Consider the following 18,526-nt stretch of genomic DNA (forward strand, 5'->3'; position numbering starts at 1 on the left):
CCGACAAAAATGTTACAGCTGCATTTAAAAAATATATTTGTTTAATTAAATTTGCCGTAAAAAACAACATACAAATGCAAAAATATTTATCTGCCCTAATTATTTTCACAGCAATATCAGCTTTAAACATAAGCTGTTCTTCTGTCTCTCAAAAAATTGAAGCCTTAAAACCTGAACCAGACGATGCTGTACCATTAACTTACACAAGCACTCCTTCGTTTATCAATCTGCCGGTCAGCATTAAACTAAAGGATATTGAAAACCAAACAAACACTCTATTAAACGGATTAATCTATGAAGACAACAAGATTGAAGATGACAATATTGAAATAAAAGTCTGGAAACAGGCTCCAATAACCATCGTTAATGACCATGGCAAAGAGGGTGAAAAAATAAAAACTGTTTTACCGTTAAAAGTTTGGGTAAAATACCGAATCGGGACAAAAACCATGGGAGTTGATTTATACAAAAATCAGGAATTTAATCTAAACGGAGTAATTACATTGTTGAGCAGTGTGAGCTTAAACAACTGGAAGCTTAGCTCCAAAACAAGTCTAAAATCTCTTGACTGGGTAGAAAGCCCAACAATGACCGTTTTTGGTAAAAACATGCCGGTAACTTACCTTATTAATCCGGCAGTAAGTCTTTTTAAATCACAAATAGAAAAAAGCATAGACACAGCAATTGAAGATTCTATGGATTTCAAGCCAAATGTTTTAGATGCAATTTCTAAAATAAGCACACCTTTTGAGATGAGTCAAGAATATAAAAGCTGGCTTAGAATTGTGCCTTTAGAAGTATATTCAACAAATGCTAAACTTAAAAATGATTCATTTTTACTTAACATGGGCATGAAATGCAATATGGAGACATTGATTGGCAAAAAACCTGAATCAAAATTTGAAAAAAACAAAATTACACTAAAAGCTGTAGATAAAATTCCAGAACAAATCACAGCTAACATAGCAGCCGTTTCGACTTATCAAGAAGCATCGAGAATAATGACTGCAAATTTTGTCGGACAGGAATTTGGCTCAGGAAGCAAAAAAGTAAAAGTTAAAAATGTTGCGATTTGGCATAAAGACGGAAAAATTGTTATTGCTTTGGATCTTTTAGGGGCTGTAAACGGAACCGTTTATCTAAATGGAATTCCTCAATATAACGACACTGCCAAAGAAATCTATTTTGATAAATTAGATTATGTTTTAGATACCAAAAGCAGATTAATGAGAACCGCTAACTGGCTGGCTCAAGGAATCATATTAAAAAAGATGCAGGAAAGCTGCCGTTATTCAATTAAACAAAATCTAGACGAAGCCAAACAAAGCATGGCTGTTTACTTAAAAAATTATTCCCCTATGCCTGGTGTTTTCATTAACGGAAAAATGGATGACATTCAGTTTGAGAAAACACAGCTGACAAATCAAGCTATTATTGCTTTTATAAAAGTAAATGGTGTAATAAACGTTTCAATTGACGGACTGAAATAGGAAAGCAGTTAAAAAATTAAGTATTCAGAAAAAATAAGGCTCAAAAAAAGTTTTTTGAGCCTTATTTAATTTTATACTATTCGATTCAAAGCAAATAATTAATGCCAAAAATCACTGTTTCTTTTTTTTCATTTGATAAATATAATAACCAAGACCACCTACAAGTACATATGGGATCACCATAAGATAAACGATTCCGTCATTTACAGCTGCCGCCTGTGTTTTGTTTTCATCACCAGTCAAAGCCGCACGGCACATTGCGCATTGGGCATGTGATGACGCTCCAATAAAGAAAAAACAGATTCCAAAAAGAACAGTTCTAATCTTGGATTTTGAAATTTGAGTTTTGAAATTTATAATTTTAAACATAATACGGCGAAATCATTAGATACACAATTACTCCAGTCACGGCAACATACAGCCAAATTGGAAAAGTAATTTTTGCAATTTTTTTATGTTTGTCAAATTTATGTGCTAACGCACGAACATAAGTTATCAAAACTAATGGAATGATAACAACTGATAAAAATATATGCGTGATTAAAATAAAGAAATATACATACTTCAATATTCCGTCTCCACCGTATTTAACAGACTCCGCAGTCATATGATAGACTACATACATTGCTAAAAAAGCAACGGAACATCCAATAGCCATTTTCATCAACAGCTCATGACGCTTTCTGTTTCCGTTTTTAATTGCAATAACGGCCGAAACCAGCAGTATTGCTGTTATTCCGTTTATTGCTGCGTAAATAGGAGGCAAAAACGTTAATGGCACCACATCAAACCCAAAATCTTTTAACTTCACTTTAAAAAGAACGGCAACCACAACAGGAATAGCTATTGATAACAGCACAATCCATTTATTATATTTTTGTTCTACGGTATTATTTTCCATTGTATACTAATCTCTTCTTTAATTTATTCTTTGAGCAAAATCTGAATGTCCTGCTGAATTTCTCTAACTCCCTTTTTTTCTAACCCATCATAATATAAAATAGGATTTCCATAATCATCTTTCCTGCATCTTATATTACCATTTTTATCTATCAGAGCAAAAAGTCCAGAATGCTCAAAACCTCCCTGCACCTTGCTGTTTTCACCAACATAAATATTAAAACCTTTATTAGATAAATCATAGATATACTGTTTGTCACCAGTCAGGAAATTCCAGTTCGCCGATTTCGCTCCTAACAATTCTCCGTGTTCTTTTAAAACAGCTGGAGTATCATGCTCTGGATCTATAGTAATCGAAGCAATACCAAAATTTGGGTTTCCAAAAAAAGTATTCTGCAGCGTCACCATATTGGCATTCATTTTTGGGCAGATAGACGGGCAGGTTGCGAAGAAAAATTCCAGAACATAAACTTTCCCTTTATAAAAATCATTAGAAATTTTTACGTTATCCTGATTTATTAGTTCAAATTTTGGAGCTGGTCCAACTTTTACCAACTTTTGATCAGATTCTTTAGAACCGTCCACTTTATCTAAACGGTCACCTTGAACAATACTGTTTTTTTCTACTCTATCAACAATTTTTGGAATAGCATATATCCCAAAAACCAATATAATAAAAGAAATCCCTATGTATGATTTATTTTTTAACATCTAATTGTTTTGTTGCGTTATGATTCTTTTTTAATGCTGCTCTATATTCATAAAGGATAATCTTAAAATCATCCAGCATTTCATTACTTAATTCTGCCGGATGAAACGTACTGTATCCTTCTTTGTAATCTTTCTTTTCTTTTCTTCCTCTTAAATTCCTTTCCTTATCTACAATGTATACATAAGAAGTTCCTAAATCTGCATCTAAATTACCTTTTAATTTCAGTCCGCTGTAATATAATTTAATCTCTTCAGGAGTAGTAAAAATAAAATGCCATTGACTCACATCTGTAAAAGTTCCCAAAGCACTAAGTACACTTTTAACTTCTTCCTCTGTTCCCAATGGAGCTACGACAACAAACTGTAAATCTTTAAAATCATGATAACGCTGGTAAATCTTTTCATTTAAATTGAAATAATTACCTCTGTTTTTAAGAATTTCTGTACCCGAAAAACCAAGAATTGTGATTTTGTTATTCAAAGTTACTTTTTCACCATTAAGAGATTTCCATTTACCAAAATCAGAAATCTTTGGTGTAATAACTGGCAATTTTGTAAAACTATTAACCCCCGAAGCAAAAAAAAGATATGCTACGATAGGTAATATAAACAACACAAAAAGAACAATATTTTTTTTCATTAGATATTATAAAATTTATTGTATTAAAATAAAAAAAGGCATCCACTAATATGGACACCTTTTATATTGAATTAATATCTAGTTAAAAATTCCATTTAATTGTAGAATTTTTAAAAACCTCAAATACATAATCTCCTTCAGTCAATAAAATAAAAAGCAGATAACAAACTAAGAAAATTAAAGGATAAACAACTGCATTTCTTAATGATCTTTCCTCTCCTTCCATATGCATGAAAGCCCATACGATATAGTAAGCTTTAACCAATGTTAATATGATAAACAACCAGTTCAACAAACTCATTGTTAAAAAATTGTGCATATATAGAGCATCTGGCCGGATGATACCAAAACCAACCTCAATAGTTGTGATAAAAGAAAGAATTCCAAAAACAGTCCAGATTCTTTTTGTGTTAGAAACATGTTCGTGTGACATAATAATAAATCTAAAATTAAACTAAATAGAAGAATGTGAATACGAATACCCAAACTAAATCAACAAAGTGCCAATATAACCCCACTTTTTCAACCATTTCATAACTTCCTCTTTTCTCATAAGTTCCTAAAAGAACATTAAAGAAAATAATAATATTGATTACGATACCTGAAAATACGTGGAATCCGTGGAAACCAGTGATAAAGAAAAAGAAATCAGCAAAAAGCTTGCTTCCATATTCATTATGAGTAAGATTAGCTCCTTCAATTACTAATTTTGCCTGATCTAAACGCTTTTGAGAATCTTCTCTTGAAAGAACAATTTTTTCTTTGTTTTTATTTAAAGTTTCAATTCTAACCAAAACTTCAGGATGTGCTTTAAAACCAGCCTGAACCTCAGCAACTGTATAACTAGGAATAGAAGATTCTTCCATAAACCATTTTGCTTTAGCTCTAGATAACTGTTCTCTTTCAACAGGTAGTTTAGCAGCAAAATCTTCTAAAGCAATACGGTGTCCTTCTTTATCAACAAACTGAAGCAGACTTCCTCCTGTAGTTTCAACAGCACCATATTCTCCTTTAATAAAATTTTTCCATTCCCAAGCTTGAGAACCAACAAATATAAGACCTCCAATGATTGTTAAAAACATATAAAGGGCTACTTTATCCTTTTTCATCTGATGTCCTGCATCAACAGCTAAAACCATTGTTACAGATGAGAAAATCAAAATAAAAGTCATTAATGCCACATAATACATAGGTGCAGATACACCGTGTAAAAATGGAAAGTGTGTAAACACCTCATCGGCCAAAGGCCAAGTTTCAATAAATTTAAATCTAGAAAACCCGTAAGCTGCTAAAAATCCAGAGAATGTTAAGGCATCCGATACGATAAAAAACCACATCATCAATTTACCATAACTTGCTCCCATTGGCTCATTTCCGCCTCCCCAAGTTTTTTCATTATTTGCAGTAGTAACTGTCGCTCCCATAAAAGTTATTCGTTAAAAAGTTCCCAAATTTACGTTTTTTTCTTATTTAAAGAAATATAAAAATAAAAATAAATAAACCCACAAGAAATCAAGAAAGTGCCAGTACATCGCACCTAGTTCTATTCCAAGAGTTTGAGTTGAATTATATTTTTGTTTAAAATGATTATAAATAATAACCAGCAATGATATCATACCTCCAGCGAGATGCAATAAATGCACAATTACTACAATGTATAAAAATGTTGTAGTAATAGAACTTGCACTTCCTGTAAAATAATACCCGTTTTCTACTATCTGTCCAAAACCAACAAACTGCAGTACTACAAATGCAATACCCAAAGCCAAAGTAGCCAAAAGCAACGACGTAGTCTTCTTTTGATTGTCTTTTTGAATTGCTTTTTTAGCTAAATGAAATGTAACACTACATCCAATAATAGCTATAGTACTAAAATAAAAACCAGATGGCAATTGAAAATCCTTCAGCCAGTCTGCTCTTGACTGACTTACCACATAGGCACTAGTGAGACCTGCAAACATCATTGTCATGCTCACCATAGCGAACAGTAAAATCAGCTTGTACGATCTTGCCGTTCTTGACTTATAATCTTCGGCTGTCATTGTAACTTCCATAATTATCTTAAAAATTTATCTACTATATATACTAATTGTAATAACGTTATATACGAAACACTAACTAACATTAATGTTCGCGCTGCTTTTGCTGTTTTTATCTGATACAGACGAACTGCATAAAAAAGAACCCAAAGTCCAAGAAATAACACCAAAACTGCAGCTATCGGCGAAATAAACAAACGCCCTGTATATCCCAACGCAGGCAACAATGATGCGATTATCAGCCATACGCTGTACAAAATAATCTGCAGTGAAGTTCCTTTATCTTTTTTGCCAGTAGGCAGCATAAAGAAACCTGCCTTTTCATAATCCTCATATAAAAACCAGCCAATAGCCCAAAAATGAGGAAATTGCCAGAAAAACTGAATCAAAAACAAGGTTCCTGCTTCTATCCCAAATTCATTTGTAGCAGCAACCCATCCTAACATAAAAGGTATTGCTCCAGGAAAAGCACCAACAAAAACAGAAAGCGGTGTTAATGTTTTCAGCGGTGTATAAATACTGGTATATAAAAAAATCGAAATTGCACCAAACATGGCCGATTTTGGATTTATCGTATACAGTAAAGCTATTCCTAAAAGCGTAAGGAAACTTGCTACAATCAATGCCAAACGGGGAGACATTCTTCCAGATGCAACAGGACGATTTTTGGTACGGTCCATCAGAGCATCCAAATCTTTTTCTATAACCTGATTATAAGCATTGGAAGCCCCAACCATACAATATCCTCCAATTGCCAGTTTCAGCAAAATCAAGAAACTAAAAGAATGAGTGTCATCAAATCCAAGAACATAACCTGCAATTGAAGAAAAAACAACACTTATAGCTAATCCAGCTTTTGTAATTGCCTTAAAATCAATATAAATAGACTTGAACGAAATAGGGTTTGATGTTGTACTCAATGCAGATAAAATTGGTGTATTTTTTGAAAACTGCTGCAAATATACAAAGTAAGATTCAAAAACAGTCTATGAATTATACATTTGAAATAACAGATATTTTTTTAGTCGGTTTTTACGGCACAATTAGTAATTACTGAGTTTCAATTCTTTGTTTATGATCCAATAAAACTAATAATCAAAATACCAATTAAAAACATCTGATCTAAATCCAACTGTAAACCAAGTTGTTTGATTTTTAAAAACAGTCGCAGTATTAGCTGTCGGATCAAAATTCCTAAATAAAAAGTTTCCGAAAAATTTAAAGTTAGTGGCAGGATTTACTAAATAACCCACTTGAACTTCTGAAATAAAAACACTCGTTTTATTTCCTTGCCCAACTTTAACACCTTTATCATAAGGCCTATTCAAATCATAGTCTTTGTAAATGTTTTGCCCGTAGTTGAACTTATCAGCTGCAGTATCAAAATCAAAACCGCGCGTGCCAACAGTAAGCTTAGCATTAGCATAAAACCTATCTTTAGTATAATAACCTAACAAAACCAATTCCTGAAAATTCCCTCCCCATTGATGTCCCAAACTCTGGTTGTTGTGAGCATAATTTGTAATTGGCTCACTATGTGAGTACACATAAGGACGCACATGATTGAACTCTAACTGCAGTGTTAAATTATCAACATTAAAAGCCTTGAAATATTTTGCTCCAAACTGATAGCCCAATTTATTTTTCCAGCTTCCTTCTCCGGCAAAAATATCACCTGTAGAAAATTCATCAATAAGAAGCTGCGCATAAAGATTTACCTGATTATTCCATTTATATTTAGAAGTCAGTCCTAAAAGAGCATTACCGCTTTTGGAAGAAGAAGAAAACTCAACAGCGCGATAAAAAACAACCGGATTTACAAAATTAGCATCAAAACCTCTTCCGTTTGTATTAGTCCAAACAACAGATTCAAAAAAACCTAAGTTCAGTCTATTTGAAACATTCCAGCTCAAATAATGATTTACTGCATATTTTGTTGCATAGGTTTTATCTACTGTGACATCAGGACGAACATCCTTCAGCCAGATATAATCTACAGTATATTTAACTTTCCAAAAATTGGCATTAATCTTAAAAAAAGGATACGGACTGCTTCCGTCACTTAATAACAGCGAACGATATCCATCTCCAATAAAATTTTTACCATATCCTAACTGCAGATCCAAAAACTTAGCGGCATTATACGTAATATTGGCATCTGCCAAAGGAAAATCATAAGAATCTGTTTTGAATTGCTTGGCAATACCTATTCCAGGAACAATTGCAGGATTCCCGCCAGACGGCTTTATTGAATTAGCATAATCATTATAATAATCGGCAAAACGTCCTTGGCTCTCATAAAAAGTTGTCGTGAAATTAAAACGGGATCCAAGACCAGCTTTAAAATTAAGAGCTCTTGTATTTACATATGTATAATCACTTTTACTAGGGTTAGAAATTCCGCCTTGAACATTAAATAAAAAATTTACAGCAAACCAATACCCTTCTCCTTGAATTTCGGCTAAATTTTCATTCCATGTTTTTCGTCCCCACCAGCTCGTTTTATTCTTCATTAAATTCGCATTGACCTTTTGAAAATTATAATATTTCTCAACTTCAGAATAAGTATAAGGCTTTGATGCAGTATGATTATTACTTCCAACTTTATTCATAGCCTCATCAAACTGAGCATAATAACTATGAGAAAAAGGAATACTTAAATGACTTGTAAATTGAGGATTATCAAAACGTTTGTAAACAATGCTGTCTAATTCTGTCAAACCTGCATTAACATTGATATTTTCTTTTTTAGCTTTTGCAGCTGCCGCTATCTCTTCGGGAGACAATAATGGTATCGCAATACTTATATTAAATTTCGAATACGTTGGATTTCCATTATAAGTTGGCGGATCTATTTGAGGTAAACTTCCAAAAACTCTTTTGGTTTCGGCTATCAGTTCTTCATTATTTGAATTTACAAATAGCACTTCGAACTTACCTTTAGAATTAACTTCAAAAAGCACTTTTACAGTTCCTTTATATTGGCTCTGCTTTAATTTTTCGGGCACTTGGAAATTTTGAAATACAAACTGCTGTACTTCATTATAAAAACAATTTTCCAAATCTTGATTTTCTAAATTTTTACAATTTGAAAAAACAGGAAAACGTTCATCCGAAGATTCAGAATTTTTATTATCCGGAGTTTGTGCATTTATTACAAATGCAGAAAAAATTAAAAGAAGAGTTAGTACTTTTTTAATCATTTTATTTTGTATAAAATCAATATTCCGAAGAAGTTTCTTCTCCTTTTGCAATTGCTTTTGCTCCCGATGTGCCAATACGTTTCACTCCAAGCCCAACCATTTCAACAGCTTCATTATAAGTTCTTACACCGCCAGCCGCTTTTACAGGAAGCGATCCTGCATTTTCAAGCATTATTGTAATTGAAGCTATGGTAGCGCCATTAGGCAGATTGTTTTCAGTTTTATAAAAACCCGTTGATGATTTTACAAAAACAGAACCATATGATTCAGGACTAAAATTAGCAATAACCACATTTTTTATTAATGCAGTAATCGCTGCGATTTGAACATTATTCAATGCTGCCGCTTCAATAATCCATTTTGCAATTTTGTTATTATTCAGTGCCAGCTGAGTGCCTTTTAAAACTTCATCTTTAACCAAATCAGTATTTCCAGCCTTAAAGGCCTCATAATTGCAAACATAATCCAGCTCATCAACACCGTTTTGAATACACTCAAATGCTTCCTCCAGCTTTTTATCGATAGAAGATGTTCCTTCAGGAAAATCAATAACCGTTCCTATTAAAACTTTTGAATCAGCATCAGCAATCATTTTTTTAGCCAAAGCAACTCTATCAGGACGAATCATTATCAGTTTAAATCCCTCGTCTATCGCTTCCTGAATAAAATCTTTAGCCACAGCTTTATTTTCACTTTCGCTTAATCCAGCCTGACTATTTGTTTTTAAATAGGTAGAATCTAAATAATTCTTAATATCCATTTTCACAATCTAAGAAATTAAAAGACAAAATTACGTTATTCGGATGAAATGGCTTCAAACAAGCCGCAACAGAAGCAAAAAAACCCACCGAAGTGGGAATTAATTTTTTAATATAGAACTTAAAATATTCAATTTATTACAAATCAGCACTGCTAAAACTGCCAATACTGCTCCAGTCAAATTAGCAACAACATCCAAAACATCGGCATGTCTTGTCAAAGTAAACAATTCCTGCAACAGCTCGATTAACAATCCAAAAACCACCGACAGTAATAAAGAAAACAATAAAGGCTTTAAATCGTATTTAAATTTTAACTGCTTTCTAAAAAACAGGAACCACACGAATGTAAATACAAAATGAAAAAAAGTATGAATACACTTATCAATATTTGAAATATTTACAACTGGAAGATCACTAGATTTTACTAAGCAAAAATAAGCAATTACTCCTGCCCAAAATAAAGCAATTAAAAACAGAATATATTTTTTAGGCACCTATAAGTTCTTTATATTCTTCACTTGAAAGTAATTGTTCCACTTCAGAAGCATTGGATATTTTCACCTTAATCATCCATCCATCACCATATGGATCTGAATTTACGCTTTCCGGAGCACTTTCTAAAGCATCATTGAAAGCAATAATTTCTCCTGATAACGGAAGAAATAAATCAGATACTGTTTTTACTGCCTCAACTGTACCAAAAACCTCATCTTTATCTAAAGTCTGATCCAATGTTTCTACCTCAACATATACAATATCTCCTAACTCTTTTTGCGCAAAATGTGTAATTCCCACGGTTGCAACATCGCCTTCAAGACTTACCCATTCGTGATCTTTAGTGTACTTTAAATTTGCTGGTATGCTCATAAAATGATAATTGATAATTAATAATTATTTTTTGCACAAATGTAACAATCTTATGTACAAATATGGTTTAGATTTTTAAAAATTAATTTCCAAAATTATAGCGGAATGTAAATCCTGAACTAATATTGGTTAAAGGAAATGAAGTCGAAATAACTGGCTTAGAAAACGAATGATTGTAATAAAAGATTATCGTTAGGTTTTTACTCAAAGAATAATCTGCCGTAGTATTCAATGTCCATATATTTTGTCCGCCTCCTAACTGATTATTATCGTAATCTAAATAACGTACAATAGTCTGGCTGTCTCTATAAGTCAAATCGGCCTTAATATTAATATCGCTTTTTATAATACCTGTTGGATTATCGGCCAATTTAGAAGAAAAAATTACATCTTTAATTCTGTATCCCAACCCAACAACATATTCAACTCCATGCACTTCCGTCAATAAATTATTATCGAAACTCATAGACAAAGCTCTGTCCCTATTTATCTGAGTCAGAAATTTAAACGAATTTTTTAATTCAAAATCAATACGTACTAATGGATTAAACTGTTCTACCAAAGTAACATTCGACATAATAGTCGGGCTGTAATAATTGTTACTATCATCTAAACCATTTGGATTTTCGATATATTTATAATTAGATCTAAATGAGTTAACAGTATAGGATGCTCTATAATTTTGCTTCAAAGAAAAACGTTTAAAAGTTTTTTTGAAAAACTCATACCGCATCAATCCATTGTATGTAATTGCCCAATTGGGTATTGGAAAACTTCTAAAAATATCAAAAGAAACATTATCAGCACTTCTTCCTGAATAAGCAGCCAAAAATGAAGGCAGTAAAACAGCCTGGCTCGAGCTTGAAAAACCAAGCGGAAATCCTTTCGAATCAAGATTAGCAGGATTTGTAATATCTATTCCTCTTTCCACAGCAAGCCTGTTAGCCACAGTAAGCCTATTATTTCTAAACTGATCAAAAGCTGTAGAACGAACTTCATTACTGGTTGAAAAAGAAGTACCGATTAAAACCGTTGAAATGGAAAACAATCCATAATTATAAGGAGACCTAGAATTATACACACCATCTGACACATCATACTGTTCAGAAAAATTTTCGGAATAAGAACGATCTGCCAGTAAATCAATTTTAAGATCAGGGATTATTTCCAAATTAGCCGATCCTTTAAATGTCTGGTTATTTACGGTTGTATAATTTTGATTAAATTCCTCATATGTGGTTAACCAGCCCTTTTTGGCAGCCTCAAAACGCACATCGCTCTGGCTTCCGAAAACAAAACCTAAAGTCGGTTTGGAAGAGCCAAAAAAACCAACACTTGGCGTATATCCTGGCAAAACTGTTCCTTGATTTTCTGTAAAAGTCAACTGAATATTTTTTACACTCGTGAGCACACCCTTCAAACCGTCAATAAACTGATTATGATTAATCTGTTTTATAGGATCAGATTTGACAATTTTTTCACCTGGTTTTGGCGGCGCCAAAGTTTTTGGGGGGCTTTTAGGAGCACTTTTAGAAATCCCTATATATTTATAAAGAGTTTCCATATTGAAAGTTGTATTAAGAGTGCTCGATTTAGCATTTTGCACCGTATTCCCTAAATCATAAGATACATCCCCAATAGACACATTATTTAAAGCTTCAGAAGATTTTTGCCAGCTGTAATCTCCAGTGTAAGAATAATTCGCTTTGATAAATCCTAAAACAGGAATTTTATTCAGCGGGATTTCATAGTTCAAAATAAACTGCTGCATATGAAAATTAGCAGTTCCCGTGTCTAGATAACCATCCCAGATAGTTACATTATCAATGGGTTCATTAAATTCGTCCAGATAATTTTTGACTAAATTCCTGGAAGCTGCCGTATAATTTATTTTTAAAGATTTGGTCAGATTAAAGTTAAATCCATATTGATAGTTAAATCCGAAATTCCTTCTGAACAATGGCTCAAAACCAATACCAATATCTTCAACCTGTCTAAACTGCTGTTCATTACTCTGTCTAATCACATTGGTACTGAAAGTAACGCTGGAAGGCAGATAATTAAAATTAAGATCGCTCAAAAACTTCCAATAGGTGCTTTTTTTCATAAACTTTGTTTTTTGAAAAGGCTCTACCGGTTTTGGCTGAAATGCAAAAGCATAATCCAATGTTGTTCGCGATTGCTGATCGACATTTTTTTCTATTTCAAAATCATGACGCTCTACTTCATTATAATATTGTGAAAAAGTAAAATTCTCCACATCATAAGGCATTGGTTTTTTCTCTGCGCTTCGATCTTTTCTCACGCCAATTAAGTTGATACTTTTACGTTTGGTGTAATCTATTGCCTGAGTCCGTTTGGCTTTTCTTTCAGCTTCAGTATCGGCATCATCCAAAACTTGCTTTAATTTAATATCTTCATAAAACGGATCATATTCCGGCGTAATAATTTGTTCTCCTACCGAATAATTAAAAGGCAGATTAACGCCCCATTTTTTAGGCAGAAATCTTCCCAAATTAATATTTGTTACTACATTATACTGCTGAATATCCTCTCTGCTTCTTTCATTTGGTCCCTGCTCAATTGTTCCAAAACCAAAATTTTTCATATTACCTGTGAATGAAACTGTTGCTAAATCTGCAAAATTTGTATCGACATTTAACAAAGCAGCTATCCCGCCTTTATTATCCATATCGGCTAAACGAAGTTCATTAAACCAAACTTCTCCTTTAATATCCTGATGGGGTTCATTACTTTTAACTCCAAGCATAATATTTCGAATCAGACCTAAATTTGGATTTCCTTTTATCCCCAAACGCAGTTTAGCATCTCCATCTCCCCCTTCTACATTTGGGTCATCATCCGAATAATAAATTCCATCTGCAGGCAGAGTCGTTTTGTCAATTTTTAAGGACTTCAATTTTAAATCCGTCAATAATTTTAAAGATAAATCGATCTCATTATCTGTTGGCCAAACTAAATCTGCACTAGTCGGCGGACAGTTTTTATCGGCTGAAGAAGAAGCGACAGTTACTTTTAGCGGAATTTCTATTTGATAAAAATCATTAGAATAATCAGCACCAATACGGAGGAAAGCAACCATCTGATTGTCTTTTAACTCAGTTTCAAATGGTAAAGATTCTGCATGCAGAAACATTTTGAGTTTATTATACTGACGCATATCAATATTGAAACTCTTGAAAGCTCCGCGCCCGTCCAAAGGCTCTAAACCTCCTCCAGAAATCCGCATTGACAAAGACTGTTCATCCTGATTGATAACCGTGTTATTATTATACAGCTTTTCCCTTTTAACACTAGGCGGGCTTACATAATTGATAGGACATTTATTGGAGTTCTCTTCAATATTAACAGATGCTGTTTCAAAAATAGTTGCATCGTCATTAACATTTATATCATTAAAATCCAATGAATTTGCATAACGTCTCCATTCTCCTCGCATTAAATCTAAAGCCCCGAAACGCAAAGTAACCTGATCTGTAAAATTGGTCATGAACATTCTCATGAAACGAATTGACCTAAAATCTGAAATTTTCCCAATAGTATCCTGTGGCTGGGAAATAGGGATTTTAAACTGAATCCATCTTGCATCTGTAGTAGTACCATTTGGCAAGGTTACAACCGTATTTCGTTCATCCGAAATATAATTCTGCCCCACTTTCATATCCGGTTTCATATCAATGCTGTATTCATAATACGCATTAATAGTATTCATCGTATTATCTCTATTCACATCTTCAACATCTGGAATTGTTGTAGAACCTCTGTTAGGGGAATTAATATTAACCGTTGAATTATTTTCGACCCCATTATAATTTTTATACCGATCAAGCACACTGCCTGTAGTATTGAGATAATATGTGTAATCATCTGCCGCCGGGTCGGGATCAGAGGCATAATTGTTATATACTTTTGCTTCATCTTTTGACGCAAGTCCATCAAAACCAATATCCTGATTGATACGGTTATTTTCATTATTATCAAAAGCATAAATCAATGATTGCGACGCTGGTGCATTACCCCAAACTGGCGGAGGATTTACTAAAACCTGATCGGGTCCAAGACCATTTTCATAGACTTTTCGGCCATCTTTCAAAACATCTTCGGAAATTTCGCCTAAATTAAAATAAATTTTACCTGAGTTTGTATTTGATGTTTTCCCCGCTCCTACATAAGGATCCATAACCCAAAACTGGATATACTCTACGTTGCTTTGCTCAAAATTTGTAGAACTTAAAGATCTTATAATCCCTCCGTAATTTTCGCTGGGTGTATCTGAAACATTTAAATTATTATTGTAAGGCCCCCGTTCTTTTGGATAAAAACTCAAATCCAAAGTACTCACAACAAGTGACTGCCCCTGAACAATATCTGTTAATGGGTATAACTCTTCACTATAAACTCTCCTTGTTGCATTGGTAGACAAATCATCATTGGTTATTCCTGACGGTTTTGAAGTGTAAAAAACAGGATCAATTGAATACCATGAAAGTTTTCCTCTTTTGAAGCCATAGTCTAATCCTTCTGAGTTTCCATTAAAGTTATAAGCACTTCTACTGCTATTTGCAGGTGTAGAAGATAAAGTCCAAGCATATGGAGAACGCAGATCTATTGATGACTGAGAACTTTCAAAATCATCAACATATATGGTAGATTCCCCTTCAAACTTATCCCCTTTAGATGCATTCGGCATCAAATAAGCAAACTCACCGCTTACTGTAACAGATGAAGGAGCATCTGTATCTATATTAGGAAGCTTATTAACCAGACGGGTAAAAAATGGAACCTGAGAAGAATAATTTCCATGCAGTCCAAATATACTATTATCAACAGATTCTTGTCCGTAACTGGATTTTTGGGTAAATGGTTTTTCTTTCAGATTCAAAAAAGTGGCGCCAACCATAAAGTTTTCAGAAATTAGATGGTCGACATTCACACCAAAAAATCTTCTGGTCTGCTGGCCAAATATTGAATTATTTTCTAATGAAATTTCTATTGGCGTATTAGAAGCCTGCAGCGAAGGATCAAGAATCTGAACTTTCCCTAACTGATAATTAACGCTATAATCTACTCCTTCCACCAAAACCCTGCCCGCTGCTGTAACTTTAACAGAACCTAGAGGAACGTTGAAAGCACCGATCGGAATTCCATCACCCCCGACAGATTTATACTTTCCGCGCAAAAGAAATTTATTCAGTTCCGGGTACTGAATTGCCTTAGCCTGCGTAACGCTGTACATATAAGGATTTACATATTTCTTCTGATTATCATTATATGTTGTCACATCATTATAATTCTCATTCGAGCCTTCAGTTTTCAATTTAGAAAACAATAATTGACCAAAAGGCTCTTTAGTAGTAAAAATCAGCCTGCCGTTTTGAGAATCGACAGTCATACCTGGAATAAAATCAAAAAAACCATCTCCTCCAGCTTGCGGATCATTATTGTAATTCAGTTTATCTAAATTAAGTACTTTTAGCAAAGTAGTATTTTCGACTGTATTTTCTGGAGTTGGATTTGACGGAAAAGGAGTTCCTGCAACAGGTGTTATGTAATTTAATGCTGATGGATTTTTATATAATATATTAAGTCTAAAATCCTCCTGAATGAGCTGATAGGCTCCCTGAATCTGATAAATATTTTTCATCATCAAATTCCAAACAGGATTCTCAACATTCGTCAGACTGCTTTTTAGCATTTTCAAAATTAAGGTCTGAGAAATAACTGTCTGATTGGAAGACTGATTCCCTCCAACAACAGTAGCCTCAACACCATCATTTCCAAATTCTCCTACTTGGTATACCTTATCACCAATCGAATACTGATAAGCAACAGCCAAAATTTCGTCATTACCTAATCTTTGCTGCAAAGAGAGATAACCCAATTGTGCATTAAAAGTATATTCATTAGGCAGCAGCTTTCTTGCATTTTCTAATTTAGAATAATCCTGCCCTTCACTAACATCAATTGAAGGCGAAAATCCAGAACTTGCGGTAACAATTTCACGGATATTACTATTTAAATAGCCCGTATTATTATTGATTAAAGCTGGATTATATAAGTTATTGGTATTATCAGAAGGAGAATCTATTGGTTTTACGAACATTCCGGCAGAGGGATTTAGCACTACAACTTTACTGTCAGGCAGACCAGTTAACTGCGCTTCTCCCAAATCCTGCAGTGCAATAATGTTTCGTAAATTATTGCTTGTAGCATTTACCCTATTCTGTTTATTGGTAACCCAAACTTCCAGTCTCGTAATTTGAACTCTGGAATCAACAAAAGGATAATTTTTTAACGAAGCATCATATTTTTCTCTAAAGTACTGAGACAGAAAAAAATGTCTGTCATTATCATAATCCAAACCATACATTTCAAATTCCTGAATGGTTCCGCCGCCTTGGGCCGTTACTCTTTTGGCCTGCGATTTTTGTTCAGAGAAAACCCCTGTAACTGTAGTTTTACCAAACTGCAGTTCGGTTTTTACCCCAAATAAACTTTGAGCTCCCTGAATCAAAGTACTGTTTAAAGGCATGCTGACATTTCCAACCTCAATTTTTCGGACAATATCATCATCTGCCGGAGTGTATTCCAGTTTTAATAAATTTTGAAAAGCAAATGTGGATTGGGTATCAAAATTAGCATTCACATTAAGTCTTGTACCAACTTTACCCAACAGACTCATACTTATCCGCTGATTAAAATCGAATGAAGTATTTGTGCGGTTTCTGGGTGAGAATGCTGGATTATCTTGTTTAGTATACAATAATCCTAAATCTACTTCAATCGATCCGGTAGGTTTTACGTCGATAGTATTACTCCCAAAAATAGATTCAAAAAGTCCTGATTTTATGTAATAACGAGGCAATAAATCTTTTTTTGCCGCATCGCTCCCTTTTTTATTTCCATCAATAGCATCCAGTTTTTTTCCAAAATACTGATTCATGGATTCTTTTAACATCAGTTTTTCATATTCTGCTGGAGTTAAAACAATAGGATAATTGATGTTGAAATCATCTACCGAACTGGTATAAACATAAGTATTAGTAACTGGATCATAGGTATAGGCAGACAATATGCTTTTAGGATTTGCTAATTGAAGCTCTCCAACATCATATCCTTTTTTTATAGTATCCTGAACAGCATCCTGCACTTGAGCCTGAGACACGAAGCCACAAAAAAATACCAGCAAAAAAATGTATATTTTATGCATATCAATTAGGCTTGGTAAATGACCTTATAAATTTTTTAAAGCTTTTTTAATTATTGTTTCCACAGTAGCCTCTGGATCTTCTTTAATGATTTTTTCAATAACTTTTTCAGAAGTTTTCCTAACAAAACCAAGAACTTCTAGAGCAGATAACGCTTCATCTTTGTTAGTATTGCTCTGCATCATTGAAACTTCGTCCAAATCATACAATTTTAACACTTTTTCTTTTAAATCGAGTATGGCTCTTTGGGCAGTTTTGGCTCCAATCCCTTTTATTCTCTGAATTGCTGCAACATCACCAGAAGCAATTGCATTAATAATCTGCTTGGGTTCCAGAGACGAAAGCATTGTTCGTGCTATACCTGCACCAATTCCAGAAACTGATATCAGCATTTTAAAAATTTCTCTTTCAGACTTCTCAACAAAACCAAACAAAGTGTGTGCATCTTCCTTTATCTGCAGATAAGTAAACAGCTTAATAAAATCTGTGTTAGGCAGTAAAGCATATGTATGAAGGGATATATTTACATGATAACCAACTCCGCCACATTCAATTACCACTTCGGTAGGGTTTTTCTCTACTAATTTTCCTTGCAAATGTGCTATCATAAAATAAATTATCTATTCAAATATAATAAAAATTTGAGATTAAAAGATAAATGCACTGCTGATATTAGATTACTCATT

General features: G+C 33.6%; 15 protein-coding genes. 1 reads left to right on the forward strand and 14 read right to left on the reverse strand.

Going from position 1 to position 18,526, the window contains the following annotated elements:
• Positions 1 to 74: 74 nt before the first annotated feature.
• Positions 75 to 1,490 (forward strand): DUF4403 family protein, encoded by a 1,416-nt coding sequence (locus OZP07_RS19200; RefSeq protein WP_281636367.1) that lies wholly within the window; start codon positions 75 to 77, stop codon positions 1,488 to 1,490.
• Between the two features lie 111 nt (positions 1,491 to 1,601).
• Here the strand turns inward: OZP07_RS19200 and OZP07_RS19205 are convergent, their stop codons facing one another.
• The 14 genes from OZP07_RS19205 to ruvA form a co-directional block, all read right to left on the reverse strand.
• Entirely contained in the window at positions 1,602 to 1,859 is a 258-nt protein-coding gene (locus OZP07_RS19205; protein ID WP_194641887.1) for a hypothetical protein, read from the reverse strand.
• The gene (locus OZP07_RS19210; protein WP_281636368.1) at positions 1,852 to 2,391 is read right to left on the reverse strand and encodes a DUF420 domain-containing protein; all 540 of its coding nucleotides are present in this window, start codon (positions 2,389 to 2,391) and stop codon (positions 1,852 to 1,854) included. Before OZP07_RS19210 ends, OZP07_RS19205 begins: the two co-directional genes overlap by 8 nt.
• A gap of 23 nt (positions 2,392 to 2,414) precedes the next feature.
• Positions 2,415 to 3,101, reverse strand: coding sequence for an SCO family protein (locus tag OZP07_RS19215; RefSeq protein ID WP_281636369.1), 687 nt, complete (start codon positions 3,099 to 3,101; stop codon positions 2,415 to 2,417).
• The gene (locus OZP07_RS19220) at positions 3,088 to 3,741 is read right to left on the reverse strand and encodes a hypothetical protein (RefSeq protein WP_281636370.1); all 654 of its coding nucleotides are present in this window, start codon (positions 3,739 to 3,741) and stop codon (positions 3,088 to 3,090) included. The genes OZP07_RS19215 and OZP07_RS19220 overlap by 14 nt, the downstream gene beginning before the upstream one ends.
• An 82-nt stretch (positions 3,742 to 3,823) precedes the next feature.
• Positions 3,824 to 4,174, reverse strand: a complete 351-nt coding sequence (locus OZP07_RS19225; protein WP_281636371.1) for a cytochrome C oxidase subunit IV family protein — start codon at positions 4,172 to 4,174, stop codon at positions 3,824 to 3,826.
• Between the two features lie 16 nt (positions 4,175 to 4,190).
• Entirely contained in the window at positions 4,191 to 5,165 is a 975-nt protein-coding gene (locus tag OZP07_RS19230) for a cytochrome c oxidase subunit 3 (RefSeq protein WP_281636372.1), read from the reverse strand.
• A gap of 42 nt (positions 5,166 to 5,207) precedes the next feature.
• Positions 5,208 to 5,795, reverse strand: coding sequence for a cytochrome c oxidase subunit 3 (locus OZP07_RS19235; protein WP_194641893.1), 588 nt, complete (start codon positions 5,793 to 5,795; stop codon positions 5,208 to 5,210).
• Between the two features lie 2 nt (positions 5,796 to 5,797).
• The gene (gene cyoE, locus OZP07_RS19240) at positions 5,798 to 6,700 is read right to left on the reverse strand and encodes a heme o synthase (RefSeq protein ID WP_281636373.1); all 903 of its coding nucleotides are present in this window, start codon (positions 6,698 to 6,700) and stop codon (positions 5,798 to 5,800) included.
• 168 nt (positions 6,701 to 6,868) lie between these two features.
• The gene (locus OZP07_RS19245; protein WP_281636374.1) at positions 6,869 to 8,983 is read right to left on the reverse strand and encodes a gliding motility protein RemB; all 2,115 of its coding nucleotides are present in this window, start codon (positions 8,981 to 8,983) and stop codon (positions 6,869 to 6,871) included.
• 16 nt (positions 8,984 to 8,999) lie between these two features.
• Positions 9,000 to 9,743 (reverse strand): deoxyribose-phosphate aldolase, encoded by a 744-nt coding sequence (gene deoC, locus OZP07_RS19250; RefSeq protein ID WP_281636375.1) that lies wholly within the window; start codon positions 9,741 to 9,743, stop codon positions 9,000 to 9,002.
• 99 nt (positions 9,744 to 9,842) lie between these two features.
• Entirely contained in the window at positions 9,843 to 10,238 is a 396-nt protein-coding gene (locus OZP07_RS19255; protein ID WP_281636376.1) for a VanZ family protein, read from the reverse strand.
• Complete coding sequence (gene gcvH, locus OZP07_RS19260) at positions 10,231 to 10,611, reverse strand: glycine cleavage system protein GcvH (RefSeq protein WP_194641898.1); 381 nt, start codon at positions 10,609 to 10,611, stop codon at positions 10,231 to 10,233. Before gcvH ends, OZP07_RS19255 begins: the two co-directional genes overlap by 8 nt.
• A gap of 82 nt (positions 10,612 to 10,693) precedes the next feature.
• A complete protein-coding gene (gene sov, locus OZP07_RS19265; protein ID WP_281636377.1) occupies positions 10,694 to 17,842 on the reverse strand; it encodes a T9SS outer membrane translocon Sov/SprA in 7,149 nt (2,382 codons plus the stop codon).
• 24 nt (positions 17,843 to 17,866) lie between these two features.
• Positions 17,867 to 18,448, reverse strand: a complete 582-nt coding sequence (gene ruvA / locus OZP07_RS19270) for a Holliday junction branch migration protein RuvA (RefSeq protein ID WP_194641900.1) — start codon at positions 18,446 to 18,448, stop codon at positions 17,867 to 17,869.
• Positions 18,449 to 18,526 lie beyond the last annotated feature (78 nt).

The sequence above is a fragment of the Flavobacterium marginilacus genome (genome assembly GCF_026870155.1).
GTDB classification, from domain to species: domain Bacteria; phylum Bacteroidota; class Bacteroidia; order Flavobacteriales; family Flavobacteriaceae; genus Flavobacterium; species Flavobacterium marginilacus.

What these genes read in the sequence shown, in the direction of transcription:
- OZP07_RS19200 (WP_281636367.1), top strand. Translation starts at nt 75, where the DNA reads ATGCAAAAATATTTATCTGCCCTAATTATTTTCACAGCAATATCAGCT.
- OZP07_RS19205 (WP_194641887.1), bottom strand. Translation starts at nt 1,859, where the DNA reads ATGTTTAAAATTATAAATTTCAAAACTCAAATTTCAAAATCCAAGATT.
- OZP07_RS19210 (WP_281636368.1), bottom strand. Translation starts at nt 2,391, where the DNA reads ATGGAAAATAATACCGTAGAACAAAAATATAATAAATGGATTGTGCTG.
- OZP07_RS19215 (WP_281636369.1), bottom strand. Translation starts at nt 3,101, where the DNA reads ATGTTAAAAAATAAATCATACATAGGGATTTCTTTTATTATATTGGTT.
- OZP07_RS19220 (WP_281636370.1), bottom strand. Translation starts at nt 3,741, where the DNA reads ATGAAAAAAAATATTGTTCTTTTTGTGTTGTTTATATTACCTATCGTA.
- OZP07_RS19225 (WP_281636371.1), bottom strand. Translation starts at nt 4,174, where the DNA reads ATGTCACACGAACATGTTTCTAACACAAAAAGAATCTGGACTGTTTTT.
- OZP07_RS19230 (WP_281636372.1), bottom strand. Translation starts at nt 5,165, where the DNA reads ATGGGAGCGACAGTTACTACTGCAAATAATGAAAAAACTTGGGGAGGC.
- OZP07_RS19235 (WP_194641893.1), bottom strand. Translation starts at nt 5,795, where the DNA reads ATGGAAGTTACAATGACAGCCGAAGATTATAAGTCAAGAACGGCAAGA.
- OZP07_RS19245 (WP_281636374.1), bottom strand. Translation starts at nt 8,983, where the DNA reads ATGATTAAAAAAGTACTAACTCTTCTTTTAATTTTTTCTGCATTTGTA.
- deoC (WP_281636375.1), bottom strand. Translation starts at nt 9,743, where the DNA reads ATGGATATTAAGAATTATTTAGATTCTACCTATTTAAAAACAAATAGT.
- gcvH (WP_194641898.1), bottom strand. Translation starts at nt 10,611, where the DNA reads ATGAGCATACCAGCAAATTTAAAGTACACTAAAGATCACGAATGGGTA.
- sov (WP_281636377.1), bottom strand. Translation starts at nt 17,842, where the DNA reads ATGCATAAAATATACATTTTTTTGCTGGTATTTTTTTGTGGCTTCGTG.
- ruvA (WP_194641900.1), bottom strand. Translation starts at nt 18,448, where the DNA reads ATGATAGCACATTTGCAAGGAAAATTAGTAGAGAAAAACCCTACCGAA.